Raw genomic sequence first — 24,616 nt, 5'->3', positions numbered from 1 at the left:
CATTCAGAAAAAGCGGGCCCAGTGCCCGCTTTTTTCTTGGGCTGTAGCTCGATCGGACCTGATGCAAATCAAAACGCGGACAGAGCGGTCGTGGGTCTGACAAGGTGCAGGATAGGGGAGCGGGCACGAAATGGATCACACGCAGCATATGACCGATACGTCAGCGGGAACATCGTCGGATCAACTGCTATCGGACATTCTGGCCTGCGAGACCGCAGTTTGGCAGGCCCTCGTGGATGGTGACGCGGCAGCGGATGAGGCCGCGCTGCACCCAGATTTTCTGGGCGTTTACCCCAGCGGCTTTGCCACACGTCGGGACCACGTCGCACAGCTGCACACCGGGCCAACAGTTGCCACGTTTACAATCGAGGAGCCGCGTTTGCTGATGCTGTCCACAGACTGCGTGCTACTGGCCTATCGTGCGACATTCACCCGTGTTGCAAAACCTGACGCGGCTTTCGCCTCCAAAACGCAGGATGGGACATCCAGCGATACATCCGATGTCCTGACAGGTGCGATGTATGTTCGCTCGCTCTGGCAGCGCCATGATCGGCGATGGTTGAACATGTTCAGCCAGGACAGCGACGCCTTGCCCGAAGGTGCGGAGAACCATCTACCCTAATCCACGCGCCACGGATTCTGTGGCGGCCATGAGGGGCAGGGGAAGCACAAGCCCGCTCTTGCAGCAGTTTTCTGAAGGGCAACCGGGGCTTGGTCATAGCAAGCAGCCCCAAACCCGATGCGCAGATCTGCGCGTGGATCTATGAGGCAGCACTGCTTGCGGGCTTACGCGCCCTTGCGGATCAGATAGACCTGATGCTGTGCTTCCTCGCGGGTCGAAATCAGGTGATGCCCGGCTTCGTGACAGAAATGCGGAATGTCGACCAACGCGGCGGGATCGTCGGCCTGCACCTCCAGGACTTCGCCGATTGCGAGCGGTTTCAGGCGCTTGCGGGCCTTCAACACAGGGAGGGGGCACAGCAGGCCCAGGGCATCAAGGGTGTCATGGATCTCACTCATGGCTGATCAGATAAGCTGCTTGTTTCATCCTGTCCACAAGGATGTGACCGTCCGCCCCCGTGACCTTTGCGCGCCCCTGGTCTAAGTCTGGCGCATGTATGGATTTGAGATCATTGATGCAGGTTTGATTCCTGCCATGGTGGTTGCACTGCTGAGCGGTGTGATCAGCTTTTTGTCGCCGTGCGTCCTGCCGATTGTGCCGCCTTACCTCGCCTATATGAGCGGTGTGACCGTGGGCGAGATGGAAGGCACCGCAGCCGCCCGGCGCAAGGCGGTTGTTGCTGCGCTGTACTTTGTTCTGGGCCTGTCGACGGTGTTTTTGTTCCTTGGCTTCACCGCGTCGGCTATTGGGTCTGTGTTCTTGGCCTATCAGGATTGGCTGAACACGCTTGCTGGCATCTTGGTCATGATCTTTGGCGCGCATTTTGTCGGTGTCTACCGGATCGGTTTTCTGGACCGCGAGGCCCGGCTTGATGTGGGTGACCGCGGCGGCTCTGCCTTTGGCGCTTACGTGCTTGGACTGGCCTTTGCCTTTGGTTGGACTCCCTGCATTGGCCCGCAACTGGGGGCGATCCTGACACTTGCAGCATCAGAGGGTTCGATTGCACGTGGTACATCGTTGCTCGCGATTTATGCGGCCGGGCTTGGGATTCCGTTCCTGTTGTGTGCGGCGTTCCTGTCGCGACTCGGCGGGGTCATGGGCTGGATGAAACGCCATATGGAGCAGATCGAACGCGTCATGGGCCTGTTGCTCTGGACAGTTGGCCTGTTGATGCTGACCGGTGGTTTCTCCAGCTTTTCTTTCTGGCTGCTGGAAACATTCCCGGTTCTGGCCACGCTGGGCTAGGCAAGACCGCCTGTTCTGTGGCGGCATCCGCCGCAAGATAAACGCAAACATGGTAGGCCCTGTCAGGTAAATTCACCTGGCGGGGCTTACGCTTTTTGTGGTGAGCGGCTAGTCTGATCGGATCCAGACCCAGGCCAGCGGAACCCGCCGATTTGTCGATCAACCTTTCCCCAGAGCAGACCACGGATGCAGGCGAAACCGCCGCAACCGTCCGGCGGCGCAAGCTGTTTTACGTGCCTGGGTTTGATCCGTTTCATCCGCGCCGCTACCGCGAACTCTACCGCAAGGAAAGCGCCATCCAGGCCGAGATCAGCGGCTATCAGATCGCCCTGACGGCGCAGGCCCCTGAAAAGACTGGGTCAGATCCATCGACTTACGGCTGGCACTTGCGCGCCATGATCGAGGATCAGAGCATCGAAACCGACGTGGAGGTGCTGATCTGGTCTGATATCGTCAAGGAGAATATGACAGGCGGCATCACGCGGACCTACCTCCAGTTGCTGCGCACAGCCTGGCTTTATGCGCGGACCGGCACCTTTCAGCGGTTGATGTGGTTGCGAAAGGGGCCGGTGATTGCCGCACTCTATCCTGTTGTTGTGCTGCTGCTGCAAGCTTGCGCGGCGCTGGTCTGTGTTGTTGCGTTGCATGCGCTGTTTGACGTGGCCCTCCTGTCGGGTCTTGGGCTTGCCCTGGGGGAGGCGCCGGGGCCGAGCAGCTTGCTTGCTGTTGCAAGTTCCGCGGTGGCCTGGGCGGTTGATGCGTGGTTTGGATGGAAACTGTTGCAGGTGTTCAAAGCGTTGGACCGACATGTCTACGCCCATTATCTGATGCATGATTTCGCCTTCGCCGCCTCCCAGAACGGGGCTTATCCCGCAGCGCTGGAGCGCCGCATAGCCGAGTTTTCCGGCGAAATTGCAGCAGCGCTGAGCGAGCCGACATATGACGAGGTGCTTGTCGTTGGGCATTCCTCCGGGGCCTATATCGCGGTCAGCGCGGTTGCGGATGTCATGCGGATTTTGCCCCTGGGGCGTCAATCGGCACTGGGGCTTTTGACACTGGGGCAGGTGGTTCCGATGGTGTCGTTCCTGCCGGATGCGTATCGTCTGCGCCGGGACCTTCAGGATCTGTCTCACCGGTCGGATCTGTGCTGGGTGGATGTCTCCGCCCCCGGAGACGGCTGTTGCTTTGCACTGTGTGATCCTGTCGCGGTGAGTGGCGTGGCAGGCACGGGAACGCGTTGGCCGCTCGTGGTATCAGCAGCTTTCAGTCAGACCCTCAGCCCGGCCAAACAGGCCGCGCTGCGCTGGCGATTTTTCCGGCTTCATTTTCAGTACCTCTGTGCGTTCGACCAACCCGGTGATTATGATTTCTTCCAGATCACTGCAGGCCCCATGACACTGGAGGCCCGCTACAGGGATCGGGCGCCATCGCGCTCACGGATTGATGTCACAGCCTCAAAATTCACCGCTGTGGATCGATAGATGAAAGACGCAGATCATCCATCGAAACCTGGTGTTGGTGAGCGCGCTGCGGAGGTTGCGGCGCCCGCGCAGACGCCGTTTGAGCCGCCAAAGCCAAGATCGCGCGCGGATCGGGTGTCGCTTTGGCAGTATTTGCGGCTGTTTCGTGCAGATCTCCTCTCGGCGCAGCCATCCCGGCTTTATCGTGCGTGGATGGCAGAATTTCGAACGCCGTTTTTCCGCTCTTTTCTAGTCAATCAACCCGAACTTGTGGCGCGGGTGTTGAAGCAGGAACCGGAGGATTTCCCCAAATCCGACCGGATCACCGAAGGGCTGCGCCCCTTGCTGGGAAATTCTGTCTTTGTGACCAATGGGGCGATGTGGAAACGCCAGCGGCGGATCATCGACCCCGCCTTTGAAGGGGGGCGGTTGAAAGACACCTACCCAGCGATGCATGCGGCCGCGCAGGCGCTGGTCACACGGTTGCACGAGCGTGATCTGACCCAGCCGGTCGAGATGGAAGAGATGGCGTCCCATGTGGCGGCGGATGTGATCTTTCGCACGCTGTTTTCGATGCCGATTACCCATCATCTGGCGCGCGATGTGTTTCAGCGGTTTCGCAGCTATCAGCAGGCACAGCCGATTTTGAACCTGGCAGCCTTTGTCCGGTTGCCGCGCTGGGTGCCGCGCTTTCACACCCGTGATGCCAAACAAAACGCCACGCATCTGCGCCAGCTGATCCAGCAGCTCACAGAGCAGCGTATGGCAGAAATCGCATCGGGCACGGCGCCCGATGATCTCGCCACGAAGATCATGACAACCACGGATCCCGAAACTGGCGAAGGCTTTTCCGCCGATGAAATGGTCGATCAGGTGGCGATCTTTTTCCTTGCAGGTCATGAAACCAGCGCTGCAGCCCTGTCGTGGGCGCTGTATCTGCTGGCTTGCAGCCCCAAGTGGCAGGAGGCAGTCGCGGCCGAGGCTGCTGCTGCGGATCTTTCTGATTTTGCGGCGATATCACGCCTGCGGGCCACAAGAGATGTGTTCCGCGAGACGCTGCGGCTTTATCCGCCGGTGCCGATGATGGTGCGCGAGACAACCAGGGCCAAACGGTTTCGCAATCGAGAGGTGCCCAAACGCTCCCAGATCGTGCTGAGCCCGTGGCATCTGCACCGCCACGAGCGGCTGTGGGGCCGCCCGGATGTCTTTGATCCCGGACGCTGGCAAAGCGATAAGGCCAACGCCTGTCCGCAAGAGGCCTTCATTCCGTTTTCTGCAGGGCCGCGGGTCTGCACCGGTGCCGGTTTTGCGATGGTCGAAGGGGTTATGCTGTTGGCGATGATCCTGCGCCATTTCAGGGTCGAGGCAATCGAAGATCGCGTCCCGGTGCCTCAGGCGCATCTGACTGTGCGCTCTAAAAACGGGATTTGGCTGCGGCTGACCCCGCGCGATGCGACCTAAGCAAGCGCGCTGTTGAACCCAGAGCAGGGCCCTCAAATCTCCGGCTTCAAATCGCCATTTTACACAGCTTGTATCAAATCGCCTGTATCAAATCGCTTGTGTCAGATCATCCAGACGCTCTTGTAGCCGTCGCAACACGAATAGGCGGATCGCTGAGGCCAAGCCGCAATCCACTCCGCGGCTGGCGTCGATTTCCGCAGCAAGATCATTGATCGCCCGGTTGTCCTGGCTGGCGATTGCGCGAAACGCCTCCCAGAAATCATCTTCCAGTGACACAGAGGTACGGTGGCCACGCAGCGTGAGCGAACGTTTGCGCGGTCGAAGGCTCATCTGGCGGGCCCTGGTTCAATCATCTTGCTTGTGACCTTCAAGACGGCTGTCATCCTGGTCTTTGCGGGCTCTATCCAGCTGTTTGTCCGCTTTCTTGCGTCCAAAGGTGATCGCGTTCTGATCGGCCTGTGCCTTCTTATCGGCCTTGGCCTTGGTTTTTCGAAATTGGTTCAGGTTAATAATATCTGCCATATGATCAGCATACCGCCAGAGCGGTAAAATGCCAGTGCGCCGACCAAAAGAAAACGCGCCCGGCCGAATGGTCAGGCGCGTCATCGCAGATGTTTGTCAGATCAGCTCTTGGGGCCGATCATATCCTCTGGCCGCACCACTGCGTCAAAGGTTGCTTCATCCACAAATCCAAGCGCGATGGCTTCCTCTTTCAAGGTGGTGCCATTCTTGTGCGCGGTCTTGGCCACGGTGGTTGCGTTGTCATAGCCAATGGTCGGCGCCAGAGCGGTCACCAGCATCAGCGATTCCTTCATCAGCTTTTCGATGCGCGGCTCGTTGGCTTCGATGCCGTTCAGCATCCGCTCGGTAAAGCTGTCGGCTGCATCACCCAGCAGTTGGATCGACTGCAACAGGTTGTAGGACATCATCGGGTTGTAGACGTTCAACTCGAAATGGCCCTGCGAGCCTGCAAATTTGATCGCAGCATCGTTGCCCATCACATGGGCGGCCACTTGAGTCAGCGCCTCTGCTTGGGTTGGGTTCACCTTGCCCGGCATGATCGACGATCCCGGCTCGTTTTCCGGCAGGATCAGCTCGCCCAGGCCAGAACGCGGACCGGAGCCGAGGAAACGGATGTCATTTGCGATCTTGTAGCAGCTGCCAGCAATCGTCGCGAGCGCGCCCGACAGGAACACCATCGCGTCATGTGCGGCCAATGCTTCGAATTTGTTGGGCGCCGTGACAAAAGGCAGGCCGGTGATTTCGGCCATGTTTGCCGCCACCTCTTCGCCCCAGCCAGCTTGGGTGTTGAGCCCGGTGCCCACAGCCGTGCCGCCCTGTGCCAGCTCGTAGATGCCCGGCATTGCTGCCTCAACACGCGCAAGCCCCTGACGGATCTGATGGGCGTAGCCGCCAAACTCCTGGCCAAGTGTCAGTGGCGTTGCATCCTGGGTGTGGGTGCGGCCGATCTTGATGATGTCCTTGAACTGTTCGGCTTTCGCCTCCAGCCCCTCGGCCAATTTGGTCAGGCCGGGCACCAGGACGTCACGCACCGACATCGCGGTTGCGATATGCATCGCCGTCGGGAAGGTGTCGTTGGACGACTGTCCCATGTTGCAGTGATCGTTCGGGTGAACAGGATCCTTGGACCCGATCACACCGCCGAGGATTTCGATCGCACGGTTGGCGATGACCTCGTTGGAGTTCATGTTCGACTGCGTGCCCGAACCTGTCTGCCAGACAACCAGGGGGAAGTTGTCGTCGAACTTGCCTGCGACCACTTCGGATGCGGCCTGGATCACGGCATCGGCGATTTTCTCATCCAGTTTGCCCGACGCTTTGTTGGCCATGGCGCAGGCCTGTTTGATCACGCCGAGGGCACGGACAATGGCGACCGGCTGCTTTTCCCAGCCAATCGGGAAGTTCATGATCGAGCGCTGTGTCTGCGCACCCCAATATTTGTTGGAGGGAACTTCGAGCGGTCCGAAGCTGTCAGTTTCGGTGCGGGTGTCGGACATATGTCTCTCCGTCTGCTGTCTGCGGTGTCGATGTTGCAATATACTGTATGCGTCGGTATGCCGTTTAACCTGCAGCGCGCGGGCTGGCAATCACGCAGTTGTGCGCACAATAGCCATTCGCAACAGCGGGTACAGGGGCAATCTGTGCGATCAGAGCGGCGCGGCCCATTGCACAGTCGCAAAAGAACCTTAAATTGCAGCATATCAGTCAGTCCGTTTGTCCCAACAGGAGGCCGCCCGTCCATGCGCATCGATCACGCCCGCTTTGCGAGAGCTGTTGTCGCAGCACAGGCGCGCTTTGTCGCGGCCATCACTGTCGCTGTTCTGTCGCTGGTGATGACAACACAGGCGCGGGCCGCGGATATCGCGCCGTTTTTTGGATCTTACCAGGGCTCTCTGATTGTCCCACAGGCCGATGGCAGCCGGGAGCGGCGTGACGCCGCTGTGAAAATCGGCGCGGTAGAGGGGGGCGATGCGAACTTTTATGTGCAGTGGACCACCACATCGACCAAACCAGATGGGCGTAAGAAGACCAAATCCTATGCCGTGGAATTCACTCCGACGGATCGCATCGACATTTTTGCCGCCGCGATGAAGCGCAATGTCTTCGGCCATACCGTACAGTTGGATCCCATGAAGGGCGAGCCCTATGTTTGGGGGCGCATTAACAAGGATACGCTGACTGTGTTTTCGATGTTTGTGGGTCCGAACGGTGACTACGAAATTCAGCAGTATGACCGGACATTGGCCGAAGGCGGGTTGGAGTTGGTCTACTCCTCACATCGCAACGGCTACCCGTTGAAACGGGTTCAGACATTTTTGTCGCGTCAGTAATTTGTTAATAAATACCGCACCTTGCATGCGAATGTTAAAGTATTCTTTGCGTCGCGATAGACCAGCCTAAGCCACGCATGAAAGAACCCGGATAGATCGCTCCACCCGGGTTTTCGTCATACAAGCTGTGTCGGCTTATTTGCGGAAGCTGTCGAGCGACACCACATCGGCGTCTTTCTTGCTGCCTTGGTCTTCCGAAACCTCGATATCGATGTCGTCCGGGATATCCTCCAGCGCGACGGCGTCATCCTCCTCACCGTCGTCCGGCGATTCAAACCGCAGACCAAATTCAACGGATGGATCAACGAAGGTCTTGATCGCGTCATAGGGGATGTAGAGCGGCTCTGGCGCATCGCCGAAATTCAGCGTGATGGCAAACCCTTCGTCGCCCACATCGAGGTTGTCGAACCAATGCTGCATCACGACGGTCATCTCTCCCGGATAGCGATCGGACAGCCAATCGGCCAATTCTGCATCCGGGTGGGAGGTGTCGAAGGTGATGAAGAAATGATGGTTTCCGGGCAGCCCATCTTTGGCCACGCCGTCCAGAACCGAGCGGATCAGGCCACGCATGGCCGTATGCATCAGGTTTCCATAATCAATTTCGCCGGACATTCGTGCACCCTTGTTCGATTTAGCCTCAGAATACGGATTTATTTGGGAAACTAAAGGCCCGCTCCGTCTTTGATCATAAAATAATTGTCCGCTTGGGTCCGTCAAATTGGGCGAGCCCTGGGCTCAGACCAATGCATGCGCAACGACGCCCGCACCGGCCATGACGGCAAGCACGATGATCAGCTGACTGCGGCAAATTGCCATGACAGCGGGTGCCAGCAGAACCAGGCCAGCGGCGGTCGGATCGAGGCTAGACCACAGGGGCAGGGTCATGGAGCCGATGCCCGTATCAACCATCTGGGTTTCGGCGAAGATGACATGTTGCAGAAACCAGACCGACAGATTGAGGATAACGCCAACCACCGCAGCTGACACGCCCTGCAACGCGGCGGACAGGCGGGGCAGAGCTGCCAGGGATTCGATGTGTGGTGCGGCGAGGAAAATCCACAGAAAACAAGGGAGAAACGTGGCCCAAAGGGCGATGATCCCTGCCGCAACAGCCATTGCAGCGCTGCCCTCTGCAGCCCCGGCAAGCATGGCGACAAACTGTGTCACCAGGATCAGCGGGCCGGGTGTCGTTTCCGCCAAACCCAATGCGTCGATCATCTGGCCCGTGGTGATCCAGCCGAAATCGCTGACGACGGTCTGCGACATGTAGGCCAAGACCGCATAGGCACCGCCAAAGGAGATGACCGCGAGTTTGGCAAAGAACCAGCCAATATCTGCGAGCAGCGCGGGGCCGTATGCACTTAGCGTCAGGAGGGGCAGCAGCCACAATGTGGCCCAGATCAAAAGGGTTTGTATGCTTTGGCTGGATGTCGTCCGGCTCTTGGCGGCCGTTTGTCTGGCGACCTCCTGTGTGGGGGCTGCGTTGGCGTGATGCAGCGTTGTCGTGGTGGTGTTTTGATGCAGCAGTGCTTTTGTCAGGCCTGCCAGCAGGATCACAGCTGGGAACGGCAGATCAAACACAAACAGGGCAACAAAAGCCGCGGCAGCAAGAGCGTGGCTGACCGTACCGGTCAGCGCCTTGCGGGACAGTTTGTAAAGCGCCACAAAAACCAATGTAACGACAGCGGCTTTGATGCCGGAAAAGCCTTGCTGAATAATGTCTTGCGTGCCAAAGTGAATGTAGACAAAGGCCAGAGCTGCCACCACGCTCGCCCCCGGTAGGACGAACAGTAAACCGCCAATCAACCCGCCAGCCGCGCCTTTGATGCGCCAACCGGCGTAGGTGGCCAATTGCATGGCTTCGGGTCCGGGCAACATCATGCAGAATGACAGCGCGCGCAGAAACTCCGCTTCGCTTAGGACCGCTTGCTCCTCGACCAACACCCGATGCATCAGCGCGATCTGCGCAGCTGGTCCGCCAAAACTCAGCACGCCGATTGCCGCAAACATGCGCACCAATGCGCGATAGGACAAAGCAGGGGGCTGATCGGTCACAGCGGATCCTTTGGAGGGCTGGTCACAGGAGCAATTGACCAGGGTGGGCACGGGGGCAGCCCAGGGCGTCACCACCCCGCGGCTCGGGCGCACCATCACTGTGTTTGTGCCGGATGTGCAATAGAAAGCTGCTGGTCACCGCGGAATAATGCGACTGGTGTCAAGAGGGACAAGCCACTGTGTCCGCGATATGCCACCTGTGCCCGCGTTTGTAGATCCAGCGCCTGTGTTTCAGCTTTCGTTGCCCTGTGGGCGGGATGTTGCAGGTTCCACCCACTGCAGGCGTTCACCAGTCATGCAGATCGGCAGGCAGTCATCGGGCAGTTGGCCGAGTTGTTCAAACATCGTCATGTAATCGAAGTTGGACAGAAACTCCCGGATCTGGCCGTTCTCCAACCGCACCATCAATTGGCCGTAGTAGTCCAGGACCTGATCAGAATGGACGCCCCGGCCAGTCACATGCAAACGCACCGCACAGAGATCACCCTCGGTCACGCCGTGGGTTTTGGTGATGTCGATATCGACTAGCAGGTTGGCAAGCGTGTGAACGATCTCGGCATAGTCCTCTTCGGCGGAGATCGCCCCATGCAGCGGGCCGAAAATGGACAGCTCCGGATGAAAGGCGCCAGCGATACGGTTGTGGTCGCGTTTGACCCAAACGTCATAGAACCAGTTGAAGAGGTCATCGCTGTTTTTCATGGTGCTGAACTGCTCGGTGTCACTCATGCGGAAGTGTGGTTTTCGGCCACCGTTTGACAGAACACGGAGTTCACAAAAGGTTCAATCAAAAATCGTTAAATTTGAATAAAATGTTCCAAAGAGATGGGTTTTGCCGCCGCTCTGGTCGTGGGGGACGGTGAAAAAGCCGTAAAAATGATATGTAGACTTACTAAATTTGGGCGATCTGCACGAAATGCGCATTGGTTTAAGGGTTGTTTTTGCCCGTAAAATCAACGCGAAACTCTACAGTCTGGTGGTCAATTTGTAACCCGGTGCAAAGTAAAGTTTCGCCAGTGTTACGGGCGTCTGGCGCAGCCAGGTTGTGCGCTCTGCCGTGAAAACCGGCTCTCCGATTGGGCAGTCCAGAAACGCCGCCACGGTGTCATCTGCCTTGGTGGCGAGCAGGCTCAGCTCAAGGTTGGTGAACGGGACCTTTTGCACCAGCCAGTCGTTTGGGCCGACTTCGGAAAAATCCGCATCGTTCACGTCCGGCACGCTGTCTGGTACGATCCAGCGCACCTCATACTGAAATGGGGTGTTGTCCGCGAAATGCATACAGCGCAGATGGATGACCTCCTGCCGCGGTGGCAGGGACAGCCGGGCAGCCAGCCAGTCGGGCGCTACGGTACTCTGCTGTTCCACCAGCGCATAGCGGTAGGTTGCCCCAGTGCTGGTGATTTCGTCGCGGATCAGCGGAATGGCAAACTGCGCCTTGCGGATCGGCGTGTTCAGCACCCGCGTTCCGGATTTGCGCCGCCGCTCAATGAAGCCTTCTTCGGCCAATTCGCGCAGCGCCCGGTTGACGGTGGTGCGGGTGCTGGAGAACTCTTCCGCCAACTCTGTCTCCGTCGGCAGCAGGCTGTCCGGTGGCCAGATGCTGCCGTGGATTCGGTCCAGAACCACTTTCTTTATGTCCCGGTAGCTGAGGGTGGTGCGCGTTGGCTTCATGGGCCGGTGCTTTCTTCGCTTGGGTAGGGGGCTCTATAACGGGCACAACCGCGCCCGCCAACGGGGGATGATCACAGCACGGCCATCAGATTGCGCATTACGCCGCGATAGCGGTCAACGACCGCTGTGCGCGCCACATGACGGCCCTGCTGCACCATATGGCGACCTGCAGACCAGACATCTGTCACCACGCTATTGGGCGCGGCAAAGCATAGGCCATCCAGCACCTGTTCGTCGCGCAAACCGCACAATGCCGGGTGGTCGCGGTCCACTGCCATCAGATCCGCCCATTTGCCCACGGCAATTTCTCCGGTGTCGCGCCCCAGGGCCTGGGCGCCGCCGCGGGCTGATCCGCAGAATAGGGTTGTGCCAACCGACCCTTCACCGACCACCATCACCCCACGGGCCATATCGCGCAGGCGTTGGGAGTATTCGAGTGTGCTGAGTTCTTCGGTCAGTGAAATGCGGATATTGGAATCCGATCCGACGCCAAACTGCCCAACGGCCGTGATAAATTCAGGACCGTTGAAGGCGCCATCGCCCAGGTTCGCCTCTGTCACCGGGCAGAGCCCGGCAACCGCGCCGGATTGCGCCATGGCCAGGGTCTCGGCGCTGGTCATATGGGTCGCGTGGATCAGGCACCAACGATCATCCACTTCCACCTGGTCAAGCAGCCAGGCGACCGGCGACTGCCCATGATTGGCGGTGACATCGGCCACCTCCTGCAGCTGCTCGGCGATGTGGATGTGGACTGGTCCGGTTGGGACCGCCGCCAACAGTTCGGTGAGATCGCTTGGACGAATGGCGCGCAGCGAATGGGGGGCAATCCCCACCGCAGTGTCGGCAGGCGCATCAGGCAGGCTGCTGCGGCAGCGCGCCTGCAGCTCGAGATACCGGTCAAGTTCGTTGCCAAACCGCAGCTGCCCTCCGGCCAGCGGCTCTTGGTTCACGCCCGCGCAGGTATAAAGCACCGGCAGATGTGTCAGCCCGATGCCAACTTCGGACGCAGCCGCCAGAATGCGCTGGCTCAGCTCTGAGGGATCATCATAGGGCAGGCCGCCCGGCTGATGGTGGACGTAGTGGAATTCACCAACCGAGGCAAAGCCGGCCTCCAGCATTTCAACAAATGTAAGCGCGGCGATGGCTTCAATCTGCTCCGGCGCGAGCCGGTCCAGAAAACGATACATGATGTCGCGCCAGGTCCAGAAACTCTCCCGCCCTCTCGTTTTGACTTCGCTCATACCGGCCATGGCCCGCTGGAAGCTGTGGCTGTGCAGGTTGGCCAGGGCAGGCAGCAGGACGGGCACGCGATGATCGCCTGGCTGCACATCGCTGTCAGGGCAGATCTCCGAGATCCGACCGCCGGACAGGGTGATCCGCACATTATGGTGCCAGTGGTCGCCCAACAGGGCAGAGTCAGCGAAGAGGATCATGTGACTTCTCTTTTGTGTAGACAAAAACAATTAAAGAATATACCTGAAATCTAAAGCACACAATGCAGGAGTGTCCGGATATGGCAGGTTTTGTGGTCTATCATGGTGGTCCGATTGCCACGATGGCAGCTGGCGACACGCCGTATGGGCTGATGCAGGGGGCTGCATTGGTCGTCTGTGACGGGCGGATCCTTTGGGTTGGGGCCTTTGTGGATCTGCCTGAGCCGTATGCAGATGCGCAGCGCGTCGATCTGGAGGGGCGGCTGCTGACCCCGGCTTTGATCGACGCGCACACGCATATCGTTCATGGTGGTCACCGCGCCGCAGAGTTTGAGCTGCGTTTGAATGGTGCCTCCTACGAAGAGGTCGCCCGAGCAGGCGGAGGGATCCTGTCAACGGTGCAGGCCACACGTGCCGCCAGCGAAGAAGATCTGATCGCTCAGGCTTTGCCACGGCTTGATGCGATGATCGCCGAAGGCGTCACAACGCTGGAGGTCAAATCCGGCTACGGGCTTTCGATTGCGGCGGAATTGACCATGCTGCGCGCCGCGCGCAGATTGGCGCAGCTGCGTCCCGTGCGTATCGTGACCAGCTATTTGGCAGCGCATGCCGTCCCGCCGGAGTTTGCTGGACGGGCCGATGACTACATTGACCAGGTGGTGTTGCCCGGATTGCAGCAGGCCCATGACGAGGGGTTGGTTGATGCGGTGGACGGATTTTGTGAGGGCATTGCATTTTCCCTTGAGCAAATCGCCCGCGTGTTTGATCTGGCCCGTGATCTCGGACTGCCGGTCAAATTGCACGCTGAACAGCTGTCCAACTTGGGCGGGGCGCAGCTGGCTGCCAGCTATGGCGCGCTGTCTGTGGATCACTTGGAATATCTCGACGCCGACGGGGTGGCCGCACTTGCCGCCAGCGGCACCGTTGCCACGCTGTTGCCTGGTGCGTTCTACACCCTGCGGGAGACCTGCCTGCCGCCTGTGGACCTGTTGCGCAAACAGAATGTGGCGATGGCGCTGGCGACTGATTGCAATCCGGGCTCTGCGCCGCTCGCCTCGCTGCTGATGGCGATGAACATGGGTTGCACCCTGTTTCGGCTCACGCCGGAGGAAGCGCTGGCAGGCGTCACCCGCAACGCCGCCCAGGCCTTGGGGCTGTCGGATCTTGGCACGCTGGCGGCGGGCAATATTGCAGATCTTGCCATCTGGTCGGTCTTTCATCCGGCAGAGCTGGCCTATCGCATTGGGTTCAACCCTCTTCATCAACGCATTTTCGGAGACATAAAGTGACGGCTCTTATTCTTTGCCCTGGTCAGGTTACGCTGGAGCAGCTGGAGCGCGTGTATCGCGACGAATGCCCTGTGGTGTTGGACGATGACTGCCGCGCCGCGGTCGACGCCGCCGCTGCGCAGGTGGCAAAGGCCGCTGCCGCGACCGCCCCTGTCTATGGCGTCAACACCGGATTTGGCAAACTCGCCAGCGTCAAGATCGCACCGGAAGACACCGCAACGCTGCAGCGCAATTTGATCTTGTCCCATTGCTGCGGCGTCGGTCCAGCCATGCCGCGCGCCGTTGTGCGCCTGATGATGGTGTTGAAGCTGATCTCTTTTGGTCGCGGCGCATCCGGGGTGGGCTGGTCGCGCATCGCATTGTTGCAGGACATGCTCGCTGCCGGGGTGACCCCGGTTGTTCCGGCCAAAGGGTCGGTTGGGGCCTCCGGTGATCTCGCACCGCTGTCGCATATGACCGCCGCGATGATCGGCGAAGGCGAAGCAGAGTTTCAGGGCACGGTCATGCCCGCGGCAGAGGCGTTGAAGCAGGCAGGCCTGAGCCCGATCGAACTGGGCCCCAAAGAGGGTCTGGCCTTCATCAATGGCACCCAGTTTTCCACCGCCTATGCCCTGGCCGGGATGTTCGGCGCCTGGCGTGCGGCCTGCAACGCGCTGGTTGTCTCGGCCCTGTCCACTGACGCCATCATGGGATCGACCGCGCCGCTTCATCCGCAGATCCATGCGCTGCGCGGACATCAAGGTCAGATCGAAGCGGCCCAGGCCATGCGCAGCATCCTGTCTGGCTCTGCCATCCGCGAGAGCCACCGAGACGGCGACAGCCGGGTGCAGGATCCCTATTGCATCCGTTGCCAGCCGCAGGTCACGGGTGCTGCGATGGATGTGTTGCGCAAAGCCGCCGACACCCTGCTGATCGAAGCCAATGCAGCCACCGACAACCCATTGGTTCTGACAGAGGATGGCGCCATCGTCTCTGGCGGTAACTTTCATGCCGAACCCGTTGGATTTGCTGCGGATATGATGGCGCTTGCTCTGTCGGAAATCGGTGCCATTGCCCAGCGGCGGATCGCCTTGATGGTGGATCCGGCGCTTAGCCATGATTTGCCACCGTTCCTGACCCCCAAACCGGGCTTGAATTCCGGTCTGATGATCGCAGAGGTCACAACCGCCGCGCTGATGAGCGAGAACAAGCATCTCGCCAACCCCTGCGTGACGGACTCGACGCCCACCTCTGCCAACCAGGAAGATCATGTCTCCATGGCCGCACATGGTGCGCGGCGCCTGTCGGTTATGGTCGACAATCTCAACCATATTCTGGGCGTCGAATTGCTCTGCGCCGCGCAGGGCGTGGAGTTCCGTGCGCCGCTGTTGACCAGCCCCGCCTTGCAGGGGGTTCTGGCCCAGTTGCGGCAGCAGGTCCCGGCACTGGGCGACGACAGGTTCATGGCACCGGATCTTGATGCCGCGCATGATCTGGTGGCGTCAGGCACGCTGATGGGCTGCGTGAGCGCAGATCTGCCGGAGTTGTGGTGATGCAGGTTTTTGAATGTATCGAAGGCGATAGCCCGCTGATCTTGGGGCAGTCCCATGGCGGGACCTATGTGCCCACAGAGATCGCGGACCGGCTGAATGAGAATGGTCGGCAGCTTGCTGATACCGATTGGCACATCGCACAGCTGTATGACGGGCTGGTCGAGGATGTGACCATCGTGCGCTCCCATGTGCACCGCTATGTCGTGGATGCCAATCGCGACCCCGCTGGGGTTTCACTCTATCCGGGGCAGAACACCACCACATTGGTGCCGCAGACCGATTTTGATGGGCGACCGATGTGGCAACCCGGATTTGAACCCAATGCGGCAGAAACCGCAACGCTCTGCGAGGCGTATCACACGCCCTATCACGCAGCGCTAGAGGCCCAGATTGATCGGGTGAAGGCGCGCCACGGCTTTGCCATTCTCTATGATTGCCATTCCATTCGTGGCCGCATCCCGTTCCTGTTCGAGGGCCGATTGCCGGATTTCAGCATCGGCACCAATCTGGGCCAGACCTGTGATCCTGCGCTGGAACAGCTGGTGGCGCAGTACTGCGAACAGGCCGACGGCTATACATCCGTGATCAACGGCCGCTTCAAAGGGGGATGGACCACCCGTCACTATGGTCGCCCCGCATCCGGCGTGCATGCCATTCAGATGGAGCTCGCCCAGGCCACATATTGCGACGAACACCCGCCCTGGACCTATCGCCCCGAGCGCGCTGACCGGCTGCGCCAAACACTCGCCCGTATTCTCACCGATCTGCAGAACTGGAGACCCTCCGCATGAGTGATCCCCGCAAGAACACCCGTGATATCTTTCCGCCCACCGGCCCGGAGCTGACCACCAAACATTGGGTGACAGAGGCGCCGCTGCGCATGATGATGAACAACCTGCATCCCGATGTGGCGGAAAACCCGCATGAACTCGTGGTCTATGGCGGCATTGGTCGCGCCGCACGAACCTGGCAGGATTTCGACCAGATTGTCTCCAGCCTGAAAGAGCTGGACGAAGACCAGACATTGCTGGTGCAATCCGGCAAACCGGTGGGCGTGTTCCAGACGCATAAGGACGCGCCGCGCGTGCTGATCGCCAACTCCAATCTGGTGCCGCATTGGGCCAACTGGGATCATTTCAACGAGCTCGATAAAAAAGGGCTCATGATGTACGGCCAGATGACCGCTGGTTCCTGGATCTACATCGGCACCCAGGGCATTGTGCAGGGCACCTATGAAACCTTTGCCGAGGCAGGTCGCCAGCACTACGGCGGTGATCTGAGTGGCAAATGGATTCTCACCGGTGGTCTGGGTGGCATGGGGGGCGCGCAGCCTCTTGCGGCGGTGTTTGCCGGGGCCAGCTGCTTGGCGGTCGAATGCAACCCTGACAGCATCGATTTCCGCCTGCGCACCAAATATCTAGACGAAAAAGCCGAAACGCTGGACGAGGCGCTGGCGATGATCGAGCGGTGGACCGCTGCGGGGGAGGCGAAATCGGTCGGGCTTCTTGGCAACGCGGCAGAGATTTTCCCAGAGATCTATCGCCGGATGCAGGCGGGCGGTCTGCGGCCCGACATCGTGACAGACCAGACATCGGCCCATGATCCGATCAACGGCTATCTGCCTATCGGCTGGAGCATGGCGCAATGGCGCGAGGCCCGTGAACAGGACCCGAAACGGGTGGAACGCGAGGCTCGCATGGCCATGCGCACCCACGTCGAGGCCATGGTGGATTTCTGGAACGCGGGCGTACCAACCTTGGATTACGGCAACAACATCCGGCAGGTGGCCCAGGACGAAGGGTTCGAGAACGCCTTTGCCTTCCCGGGGTTTGTGCCTGCCTACATCCGCCCGCTGTTCTGCCGTGGCATTGGCCCGTTCCGCTGGGCCGCGCTGTCGGGCGATCCCGAGGATATCCGCAAGACAGACGCCAAAATGAAAGAGCTGTTCCCGGACAATCAGCATCTTCACCGCTGGCTTGACATGGCGCAGGAACGCATCGCGTTTCAGGGGCTGCCTGCGCGGATCTGCTGGATCGGTCTCGGCGACCGGCACAAGGCGGGACTGGCGTTCAACGAAATGGTGCGCAACGGCGAATTGTCTGCGCCCGTGGTGATCGGCCGTGATCATCTGGATTCTGGCTCTGTTGCGTCACCCAACCGCGAAACCGAGGCGATGAAAGATGGCTCTGACGCCGTGTCGGATTGGCCGCTGCTCAATGCGCTGTTGAACACCGCATCAGGTGCGACCTGGGTTTCGCTGCATCACGGTGGCGGTGTGGGCATGGGCTTTTCGCAGCATTCGGGCGTGGTCATTTGCTGTGACGGCACGGAAGATGCCGACCGGCGTATTGCGCGCGTGTTGTGGAACGATCCGGCCACCGGCGTGATGCGCCACGCTGATGCGGGCTATTACATCGCGCGCGATTGCGCCAAAGAGCACGATCTGAACCTGCCTGCCATTCTGTAAGGGCAGGGCGTCTTGTAGGGGCAGGGTGTCCCAGATCGCCAAATAGAGCATCAAGATCGGATCCGGGCCATAACGGTCCGGATCTTTCCGCGTTCATGGTGCTGCGGCAGCCCAGTAGGGGCGATCCAGCGCAAGCGGGACCAAACTGGGGCAGAGCAGTTAGACGAGAAGGTAGGGGAAAGTGCAGGTTTCTGTTGCCAGGTACCTGCGAACCCCGCCTAACGCGGCTAGGCGCTAGGGCTTAAAGTCGGTTCGACTCGGACTGCTTACGCAGCCAGAGCAACCGGAGCACGATTGTCGTTTGCAATTGTACTAGTTTCGCCGGTAACGGTGGCAGACAGCCGAGACAAAGCTAACTCCTTTAGACGTTCGTCGATCCTGTTTCGGCCCCCAGAACCTGAAAATATCCCCAAACGAAGGACACCCCAGTGGTGTTTTGGTGGAGCCGCCGGGTACCGCCCCCGGGTCCGATCCGCTTATTACGAGCGCGTTTATGTCCATAGTTCCGAAGAACAACCCCTATATATGCGCGCCGTTCGCGAAAGCAAAGAGGGGAACCGCCAAAGCGGTGGAATTCTGGTCTGTTTTCCGATGCCTGCGCAGGCTAGTGCGCCGAAGGCTCTGCTGGAGCCGGCTCTGATGCGCGCTTGGAGCGCGCCGCAAACACTGCAGCCGCCAGCGCGCGGGTTTCTTCCTCCAGCGCGCTCAGGCCTTCGACGGCGGCGGTGCCGTCACCTGCCTCGATCGCATCCGCAATCCGGCTGTGCAGCGCAAGAATGATCTGGCGGTCCCGGGCGGTGAAAGTGATCATATTCATCAGCGGCTGCATCGCCTCAACAGCGCCAGCCAATTGATAGGACAACACCGGGTTGCCCGCGCCATCGACCAACGCCCGGTGAAACGCCACATCCGACGCACAAAAAGCCTCATCGGTCAGCCCAGGCTGCCCCTGGCGAAAAATCTCCGCCCGCATGGTGGCCAATTGATCCGCATTGCGCCGAGACGCCGACAATGGCGCACAGGCCCGCTCCAGCGCGTAACGGGCTTCGCAGGCGGTATCGAAACTCACGGCATTCATGCTCAGCAGCAGAGTGGAGGTGGTGATCTGCTGCGAATAGGCGTCTTCGTAGTTCAAACGGTTCACAAAAGCGCCCCCCGTTGCCCCCCTCTGGGTGCGGATCAGCGATTGCGCGGCCAGTCGTTTCAGCGCCTCGCGCACGGTGGGACGGGACACTTGAAACTGATCGGACAGTTCGGTTTCCGACGGCAGCCGTTCGTCGACAATCAAGTCACCGGCCACTATCGCATCGCGGATGGCCTGGGCAATTTGGGCAGAAAGATCCGCCGCGCTGTTGGGATCGAGCTTCATGACGTGGGTCCGCAATTGCAAAAATCATTTGTCAGACATTTAAAAGTCTGACATTTCCTTCTTAAGAGTTGAGTCGGCCCAGAACAAGCCGCTCATGCTGGTAACCGCATCCGCAACCGACCTCACAGACGGAGCCGCAGATGAAAACACTTCTCGCTCAAAAGATCCGCCTGATGCATGGCTGGCACTGGCTGGGACTGTTTTCCGGTATCCTGGCCTGCTGGCTGGTGCTGTATCTGATGGCGGTACCGCAGGAGATGCGGGATTTCAGCCGCGTCTATGGCGCTGATTTCTGGCGCGACCTTTGCACCATGACCCCGGATGCGGCGGGCTATCTGCGTGTTGTGTTGATGTGGGCGCTGATGTCGGCGGCGATGATGGCGCCGACCGCGCTGCCTGCTTTTGCCACCTATGATGATCTTAGCCATGCGGCACCAGACACGCGGTTTTGGGATCTGGTCGGTGGCTATCTGCTGGTCTGGTTCGTCTTTTCACTGGTCGCGGCGGGTTTGCAGATGCTGCTGTTTGGATTGGGGCTGATTTCGGCGTTTGGTGACAGTCTTTCAGCGGGGCTGAGTGCGGGTCTGCTGCTGATCGCAGGGCTCTATCAGTTCTCCGATGCCAAAGAAGCCTGTCTCAGCAAATGTCGCCGCCCGCTGGTGTTCTTCATGCAGCATTGGGATGAGGGCGCGTTCCGCAATGGGCTGCGTCTTGGGCTGGTGTGTCTGGGCTGCTGTTGGGCGCTGATGCTGCTCGCCTTCGTTGGTGGCGTCATGAACGTGGCCTTCATGGGGCTCGCCACGCTGATTATGGCTTTCGAAAAACTGCCCGATCTGGGCCGCTACCTGACGCGGCCCTTGGGTGTTGTGTTGCTGGGCTGGTCCGCCTGGATCGGCCTCACATTGATCTGAGATCACAAAGGGAGAATGTAAAATGGCTTTGGATGCTGCTGTTGGCACGGTGCCTTGGACCATCAAGGGCGAACTGATCCTGAACTGCAATTGCACGGTGTTTTGCCCCTGCGTTGTGTCGCTGGGCCAGCACCCACCGACCGAAGGCCACTGTCAGGCCTGGGCCGGGGTGCGCATTGATGAGGGACAATACGGTGACGAAGACCTGTCGGGTTTGAACGTCGGGCTGTTCCTTGAAATTCCGGGCAACATGGGCCGCGGTAACTGGAAAGCGGCGGCCTTCATCGACGAGCGCGCCTCTGAGGCGGCGTATGATGGGTTGGTCAACATCTTCTCCGGTGCCGCTCGCGGCACCACTGGTCTGTTCTCGCTTCTGGTCAGCGAATTCCTCGGCGCCGAGCGCGCGCCTGTGGTGTTTGAAACCGAAGGCAAGGAACGCCGCCTGATGGTGGGCAAGAAGATCCAAGGCGCCGTTGTTCCTGTCGAAGGCAAGGATGGCAAGGACATCGTTGTCAGCAACACCGAATATTGGATGGGCCCGGACATCACCGTTGCCAAAGCCACCAAAGGCCGTGTGCGCGCTTTTGGTCGGGTGTGGGACTTTGAAAACCGTTCCGCTGAAATCTGCCAGATCGACTGGCATGGTCCGCGCTGAGAAAGGGCACTAAATGGCGACCATTTTCCCGTCGCGCCGGGTGCGGCGCACGCCGTTTTCCGCCGGGGTCGAGGCCGCAGGCATGTCGGTTTGTACGGTTTACAACCGGATGATCCTGCCGTCGGTCTTTGCCAGCCAGGAGGAAGACTACCACCACCTGAAGGCCCATGTGCAGGTCTGGGATGTCTCCTGTGAACGGCAGATTGCCGTCCAGGGGCCGGACGCGCGGCGGTTGCTGGATATGATCAGCCCCCGTGATCTCGACAAGATGGCAGTGGATCAGTGCTACTACATGCCGGCCATCGACCGGGATGGCGGGATGCTGAACGATCCCGTCTTGGTCAAGCTGGCGGATGATCACTATTGGATCTCGGTCGCAGACAGCGACTACATCCAGTATGTTCTGGGCGTGGCAGATACGCTGGCGCTGGATGTGCGCGTCTGGGAGCCGGACGTCAGCCCCTTGGGGGTGCAGGGACCGAAATCGGATGCGTTGATGGCCCGCGTCTTTGGCGAAGAGGTCCGCGACATCCGGTTTTTCCGCTACAAACGACTGGCCTTTGAAGACACCAGTTTTGTGGTGGCGCGCTCTGGGTACTCCAGGCAAGGCGGGTTCGAAATCTACGTCGAGGGCAGCGATTATGGCATGCCGCTCTGGGATGCGCTGATGCGCGCTGGCGAAGATCTGGAGGTGCGCGCCGGCTGCCCATCCACGATGGAGCGTGTGGAGGGTGGTTTGCTCAGCTACGGCAATGACATGACCCGCGACAACACGCCCTACGAATGTGGTCTGGGCAAATTCGTCAATTCCCCGCGCGACTACATCGGTAAGGCGGGTCTGGCCGCGCGCCGCGATCCCATACAGCAGATCCGCCCGGTTGAAATCGCCGGAGAGATCCCCCCGATCACCGCGCCCTGGCCGTTGTTGGCTGATGGCAAAACGGTCGGGCAGGTGACCACCGCAACATGGTCGCCCGACTTTAAAACAAACGTCTCCATCGCCATGGTCGCGCGTTCCCATTGGGATGCGGGCACCAAGCTGGAGGTGGACACACCGGACGGCCTGCGGGCGGCGACGGTACATGCGAAATTCTGGAAATAAGGGAGAGATGGGATGTTCAACGCACTGGTCGTGAACAAGGACGAAGAAAGCGGCAAGACCTCCGCCGCGGTGGAGCAGCTGAGCGTCGATCAACTGCCCGAGGGCGAAGTGACCGTCGCGGTCGATTTCTCCACCGTCAACTACAAGGACGGGCTCTGCATTGGTCCCGGCGGCGGTCTGGTGCGCAAGTACCCGCATGTGCCGGGTATCGATTTTGCGGGCACCGTCGAGGCGTCTTCGGATGATCGTTACAAGGCAGGCGACAAAGTTGTGCTGACCGGCTGGCGCGTCGGCGAAGCCCATTGGGGTGGCTACGCGCAAAAGGCGCGGGTAAAGGCCGATTGGCTGGTGCCTTTGCCCGATGGCATCGACACCCGTCAGGCCATGGCCGTCGGCACCGCAGGTTTCACAGCTATGCTGGCGGTGATGGCGTTGGAAGATCACGGGCTGACACCCGGCAGCGGCCCGGTGCTGGTGACTGGTGCGGCCGGCGGTGTGGGCTCTGTGGCCACCGCCATTCTGGCAAATCTCGGCCATGAGGTTGCGGCAGTGACCGGGCGCCCAGAAACTGCAGATTATCTGACCGGTCTGGGCGCAACCCAGATAGTGGCGCGCGGTGACATCAATGAAACCGTGAAACGTCCGCTCGAGAGCGAGACCTGGTCTGGCTGTGTCGATGCCGTAGGCGGTGACATGCTGGCGCGGGTGCTCGGCCAGATGAAATATGGCGCGTCGGTTTCTGCCGTTGGCCTGGCCGGGGGCGCAGGGCTGCCTGCAACTGTGATCCCGTTCCTTCTGCGCGGCGTTAACCTGCTGGGCATCGACAGCGTGATGCAGCCCTATGACAACCGGCTGCGCGCCTGGCAGCGGATCGCCAAGGATCTGCCGATGGACAAGCTGGAGGCCATGGTGCAACCGGCAAACCTGTCGGATCTGCCGCAACTGGGCAAAGACATCCTGAAGGGTCAGGTGCAGGGCCGTGTGGTCGTGGACGTGAACGCCTGATCAAACCCATCGTCTCTGCCCGTCGGGCAAAGCAGGGAAAAGCGCGCCATTTTGGTGCGCTTTTTTCGTGTCAGACGTTGTGGCATTCAGCCCAGCAACCTGCATGCGCCAAAAGGTGCCACAACTCCGCCGCCACCGTCCTGCCGGGCCAAGCTGCCGCGGCTGCGTGCTTGACCAATCCGGTTGGGCACGGCACTGATTTCAGGAGCAAAATGAACGGAGTGACCATGGCCCTCGATATCGATTTTGTCCGCAGCCAATTCCCGGCTTTCCAAGCAGACAGTCTGCAGGGGCAGGCCTTCTTTGAAAACGCGGGCGGGTCTTACACCTGCCAGCAGGTGATCGACCGGCTGACCCGCTATTATGTCGAGCGCAAGGTGCAGCCCTATGCACCCTATGAGGCCTCGCGCCTGGCAGGGGCTGAAATGGATGAGGCGCGGGATCGTCTGGCGGCTTTGATGGGGGTGGCGAGCGAGGAGGTCAGCTTTGGTCCGTCGACGACGCAAAACACCTATGTCCTCGCCCAAGCTTTTCGCAAATTCATGAAGCCCGGCGAAGCGATCATCGTGACCAATCAGGATCACGAGGCCAACACCGGCCCATGGCGGCGGCTCGCTGAGGATGGCATCGAAATTCGCGAATGGACCGTGGATCCGCAAACCGGGCATCTGGAGACGGAGACGCTGGAAAATCTGCTCGACGAAAATGTGCGGCTCGTCTGTTTTCCGCATTGCTCCAACGTGGTGGCAGAGTTGAACCCGGTCACCGAAATCACTGCACTGGCTCACGCGGCTGGGGCCTTTGTCTGTGTCGATGGCGTGTCTTATGCACCGCATGGCCTGCCAAATGTGGGCGAGCTGGGGCCGGATATCTATCTGTTTTCGGCCTATAAAACCTATGGCCCGCATCAGGGGGTCATGGTGATCCGATCGGCTCTGGGCGCACTGCTGCCCAATCAGGGCCATGTGTTCAACGGTGATGTGCTTTACAAAACGCTTCACCCCAGCCGGGCCGGATCACGCCCAGATTGCCGCCAGCGCAGGCATGGCGGATTACATCGATGCGCTGGCGCAGCATCACGGTGGACCGTCCGGCGGGCAGGCCGATCAGGGCGCGTTCGTGCATGATCTGATGCGCGCCCATGAAATCGAGCTGCTGCAACCGCTTCTGGATGCTGTCAGCGACCGCAACGACATGCGTTTGATTGGTCCGTCAGATGCAACCCGGCGCGCGCCAACCGTTGCGGTTGCCCTTGATCGACCGGGCCGTGAGGTGGCGGCAGATCTGGCACCCCATGGCATCATGGCCGGTGGTGGTGACTTTTACGCAGGTCGCGCACTCAGCGCGATGGGAGTGGCGCCGCACAACGGTGTCCTCCGGCTGAGTTTCACGCATTACACCACCAAAAATGAGGTGACACGCCTGATCGAGGCCCTAGATCAGGTCGTGTAAATCACCTGACCTAACTATCTGATCCAAGGGCTCCG

General features: G+C 59.9%; 23 protein-coding genes, 1 other RNA gene and 1 pseudogene. 14 read left to right on the top strand and 11 right to left on the bottom strand.

Annotated elements, in window-relative coordinates; translation table 11 throughout:
- The first annotated feature begins 148 nt into the window (after positions 1–148).
- Positions 149–622, top strand: coding sequence for a nuclear transport factor 2 family protein (locus Q0C28_RS13630; RefSeq protein WP_293576657.1), 474 nt, complete (start codon positions 149–151; stop codon positions 620–622).
- A 164-nt stretch (positions 623–786) separates the two neighbouring features.
- Here the strand turns inward: Q0C28_RS13630 and Q0C28_RS13625 are convergent, their stop codons facing one another.
- The gene (locus Q0C28_RS13625; protein ID WP_293576655.1) at positions 787–1,020 is read right to left on the bottom strand and encodes a sulfurtransferase TusA family protein; all 234 of its coding nucleotides are present in this window, start codon (positions 1,018–1,020) and stop codon (positions 787–789) included.
- Between the two features lie 94 nt (positions 1,021–1,114).
- Here Q0C28_RS13625 and Q0C28_RS13620 point away from each other — a divergent pair, with 94 nt between their 5' ends.
- The 3 genes from Q0C28_RS13620 to Q0C28_RS13610 all read left to right on the top strand — a co-directional run bounded on the left by Q0C28_RS13620 (position 1,115) and on the right by Q0C28_RS13610 (position 4,788).
- Positions 1,115–1,867 carry a cytochrome c biogenesis protein CcdA gene (locus Q0C28_RS13620; RefSeq protein WP_293576654.1) on the top strand — a complete coding sequence of 251 codons (753 nt, stop codon included), beginning with the start codon at positions 1,115–1,117 and terminating at the stop codon, positions 1,865–1,867.
- Positions 1,868–2,025: 158 nt separating this feature from the next.
- A complete protein-coding gene (locus Q0C28_RS13615) occupies positions 2,026–3,348 on the top strand; it encodes a hypothetical protein (protein WP_293576711.1) in 1,323 nt (440 codons plus the stop codon).
- On the top strand, positions 3,349–4,788 hold the full coding sequence (locus Q0C28_RS13610; protein WP_293576652.1) for a cytochrome P450: 1,440 nt from the start codon (positions 3,349–3,351) through the stop codon (positions 4,786–4,788). It begins immediately after the preceding gene.
- Between the two features lie 87 nt (positions 4,789–4,875).
- Here Q0C28_RS13610 and Q0C28_RS13605 read toward each other — a convergent pair whose 3' ends face one another.
- The 3 genes from Q0C28_RS13605 to fumC all read right to left on the bottom strand — a co-directional run bounded on the left by Q0C28_RS13605 (position 4,876) and on the right by fumC (position 6,806).
- Positions 4,876–5,118, bottom strand: a complete 243-nt coding sequence (locus Q0C28_RS13605; RefSeq protein ID WP_293576650.1) for a ribbon-helix-helix domain-containing protein — start codon at positions 5,116–5,118, stop codon at positions 4,876–4,878.
- Between the two features lie 15 nt (positions 5,119–5,133).
- Positions 5,134–5,310, bottom strand: a complete 177-nt coding sequence (locus Q0C28_RS13600) for a DUF4169 family protein (protein WP_293576648.1) — start codon at positions 5,308–5,310, stop codon at positions 5,134–5,136.
- 101 nt (positions 5,311–5,411) lie between these two features.
- Complete coding sequence (gene fumC, locus Q0C28_RS13595; protein ID WP_293576647.1) at positions 5,412–6,806, bottom strand: class II fumarate hydratase; 1,395 nt, start codon at positions 6,804–6,806, stop codon at positions 5,412–5,414.
- A 243-nt stretch (positions 6,807–7,049) separates the two neighbouring features.
- On the opposite strand from fumC, the gene Q0C28_RS13590 reads away from it, so the two are divergent.
- On the top strand, positions 7,050–7,640 hold the full coding sequence (locus tag Q0C28_RS13590) for a hypothetical protein (RefSeq protein ID WP_366934242.1): 591 nt from the start codon (positions 7,050–7,052) through the stop codon (positions 7,638–7,640).
- A gap of 135 nt (positions 7,641–7,775) precedes the next feature.
- Here Q0C28_RS13590 and Q0C28_RS13585 read toward each other — a convergent pair whose 3' ends face one another.
- The 5 genes from Q0C28_RS13585 to Q0C28_RS13565 all read right to left on the bottom strand — a co-directional run bounded on the left by Q0C28_RS13585 (position 7,776) and on the right by Q0C28_RS13565 (position 12,799).
- Positions 7,776–8,255, bottom strand: coding sequence for a ClpXP protease specificity-enhancing factor SspB (locus tag Q0C28_RS13585; RefSeq protein WP_293576645.1), 480 nt, complete (start codon positions 8,253–8,255; stop codon positions 7,776–7,778).
- A 123-nt stretch (positions 8,256–8,378) separates the two neighbouring features.
- On the bottom strand, positions 8,379–9,653 hold the full coding sequence (chrA, locus tag Q0C28_RS13580) for a chromate efflux transporter (protein WP_293576709.1): 1,275 nt from the start codon (positions 9,651–9,653) through the stop codon (positions 8,379–8,381).
- A gap of 276 nt (positions 9,654–9,929) precedes the next feature.
- The gene (locus Q0C28_RS13575) at positions 9,930–10,424 is read right to left on the bottom strand and encodes a nuclear transport factor 2 family protein (RefSeq protein ID WP_293576644.1); all 495 of its coding nucleotides are present in this window, start codon (positions 10,422–10,424) and stop codon (positions 9,930–9,932) included.
- Between the two features lie 237 nt (positions 10,425–10,661).
- Complete coding sequence (locus tag Q0C28_RS13570) at positions 10,662–11,366, bottom strand: UTRA domain-containing protein (protein ID WP_293576642.1); 705 nt, start codon at positions 11,364–11,366, stop codon at positions 10,662–10,664.
- Positions 11,367–11,437: 71 nt separating this feature from the next.
- Entirely contained in the window at positions 11,438–12,799 is a 1,362-nt protein-coding gene (locus tag Q0C28_RS13565; RefSeq protein ID WP_293576641.1) for a formimidoylglutamate deiminase, read from the bottom strand.
- 80 nt (positions 12,800–12,879) lie between these two features.
- Between Q0C28_RS13565 and hutI the strand changes: the two genes are divergently transcribed.
- The 4 genes from hutI to hutU are packed head-to-tail and all read left to right on the top strand — an operon-like array spanning position 12,880 to position 18,087.
- The gene (gene hutI, locus Q0C28_RS13560) at positions 12,880–14,088 is read left to right on the top strand and encodes an imidazolonepropionase (protein ID WP_293576639.1); all 1,209 of its coding nucleotides are present in this window, start codon (positions 12,880–12,882) and stop codon (positions 14,086–14,088) included.
- Positions 14,085–15,620, top strand: coding sequence for a histidine ammonia-lyase (gene hutH, locus Q0C28_RS13555; protein WP_293576637.1), 1,536 nt, complete (start codon positions 14,085–14,087; stop codon positions 15,618–15,620). The genes hutI and hutH overlap by 4 nt, the downstream gene beginning before the upstream one ends.
- On the top strand, positions 15,620–16,411 hold the full coding sequence (gene hutG, locus Q0C28_RS13550) for an N-formylglutamate deformylase (protein WP_293576635.1): 792 nt from the start codon (positions 15,620–15,622) through the stop codon (positions 16,409–16,411). Before hutH ends, hutG begins: the two co-directional genes overlap by 1 nt.
- Positions 16,408–18,087 (top strand): urocanate hydratase, encoded by a 1,680-nt coding sequence (gene hutU / locus Q0C28_RS13545; protein WP_293576633.1) that lies wholly within the window; start codon positions 16,408–16,410, stop codon positions 18,085–18,087. The genes hutG and hutU overlap by 4 nt, the downstream gene beginning before the upstream one ends.
- Positions 18,088–18,267: 180 nt before the next feature.
- On the opposite strand, the gene ssrA is transcribed toward hutU, so the two are convergent.
- Both ssrA and Q0C28_RS13535 read right to left on the bottom strand, forming a co-directional pair.
- Positions 18,268–18,640, bottom strand: a transfer-messenger RNA (tmRNA) gene (ssrA, locus tag Q0C28_RS13540).
- A 51-nt stretch (positions 18,641–18,691) separates the two neighbouring features.
- Complete coding sequence (locus Q0C28_RS13535; protein ID WP_293576631.1) at positions 18,692–19,456, bottom strand: FadR/GntR family transcriptional regulator; 765 nt, start codon at positions 19,454–19,456, stop codon at positions 18,692–18,694.
- A 140-nt stretch (positions 19,457–19,596) separates the two neighbouring features.
- Here Q0C28_RS13535 and Q0C28_RS13530 point away from each other — a divergent pair, with 140 nt between their 5' ends.
- The 5 genes and pseudogenes from Q0C28_RS13530 (at position 19,597) to Q0C28_RS13510 (ending at position 24,581) form a co-directional block, all read left to right on the top strand.
- Positions 19,597–20,367, top strand: coding sequence for a DUF2182 domain-containing protein (locus Q0C28_RS13530; RefSeq protein WP_293576629.1), 771 nt, complete (start codon positions 19,597–19,599; stop codon positions 20,365–20,367).
- A 22-nt stretch (positions 20,368–20,389) separates the two neighbouring features.
- Positions 20,390–21,022 carry a DUF1326 domain-containing protein gene (locus Q0C28_RS13525; RefSeq protein ID WP_293576627.1) on the top strand — a complete coding sequence of 211 codons (633 nt, stop codon included), beginning with the start codon at positions 20,390–20,392 and terminating at the stop codon, positions 21,020–21,022.
- Positions 21,023–21,035: 13 nt separating this feature from the next.
- Positions 21,036–22,124 (top strand): dimethylsulfoniopropionate demethylase, encoded by a 1,089-nt coding sequence (locus tag Q0C28_RS13520; RefSeq protein WP_293576625.1) that lies wholly within the window; start codon positions 21,036–21,038, stop codon positions 22,122–22,124.
- A gap of 12 nt (positions 22,125–22,136) precedes the next feature.
- Positions 22,137–23,129: an acryloyl-CoA reductase gene (gene acuI / locus Q0C28_RS13515; RefSeq protein ID WP_293576623.1), complete on the top strand. Its 993-nt coding sequence runs from the start codon at positions 22,137–22,139 to the stop codon at positions 23,127–23,129.
- A 227-nt stretch (positions 23,130–23,356) separates the two neighbouring features.
- A pseudogene (locus tag Q0C28_RS13510) lies at positions 23,357–24,581 on the top strand (aminotransferase class V-fold PLP-dependent enzyme).
- The last annotated feature ends 35 nt before the right edge of the window (positions 24,582–24,616 follow it).

This window comes from Phaeobacter sp. (genome assembly GCF_022825805.1).
Classification (GTDB): Bacteria; Pseudomonadota; Alphaproteobacteria; order Rhodobacterales; family Rhodobacteraceae; genus Phaeobacter.
This window is presented reverse-complemented; position numbering and strand designations above follow the sequence as displayed.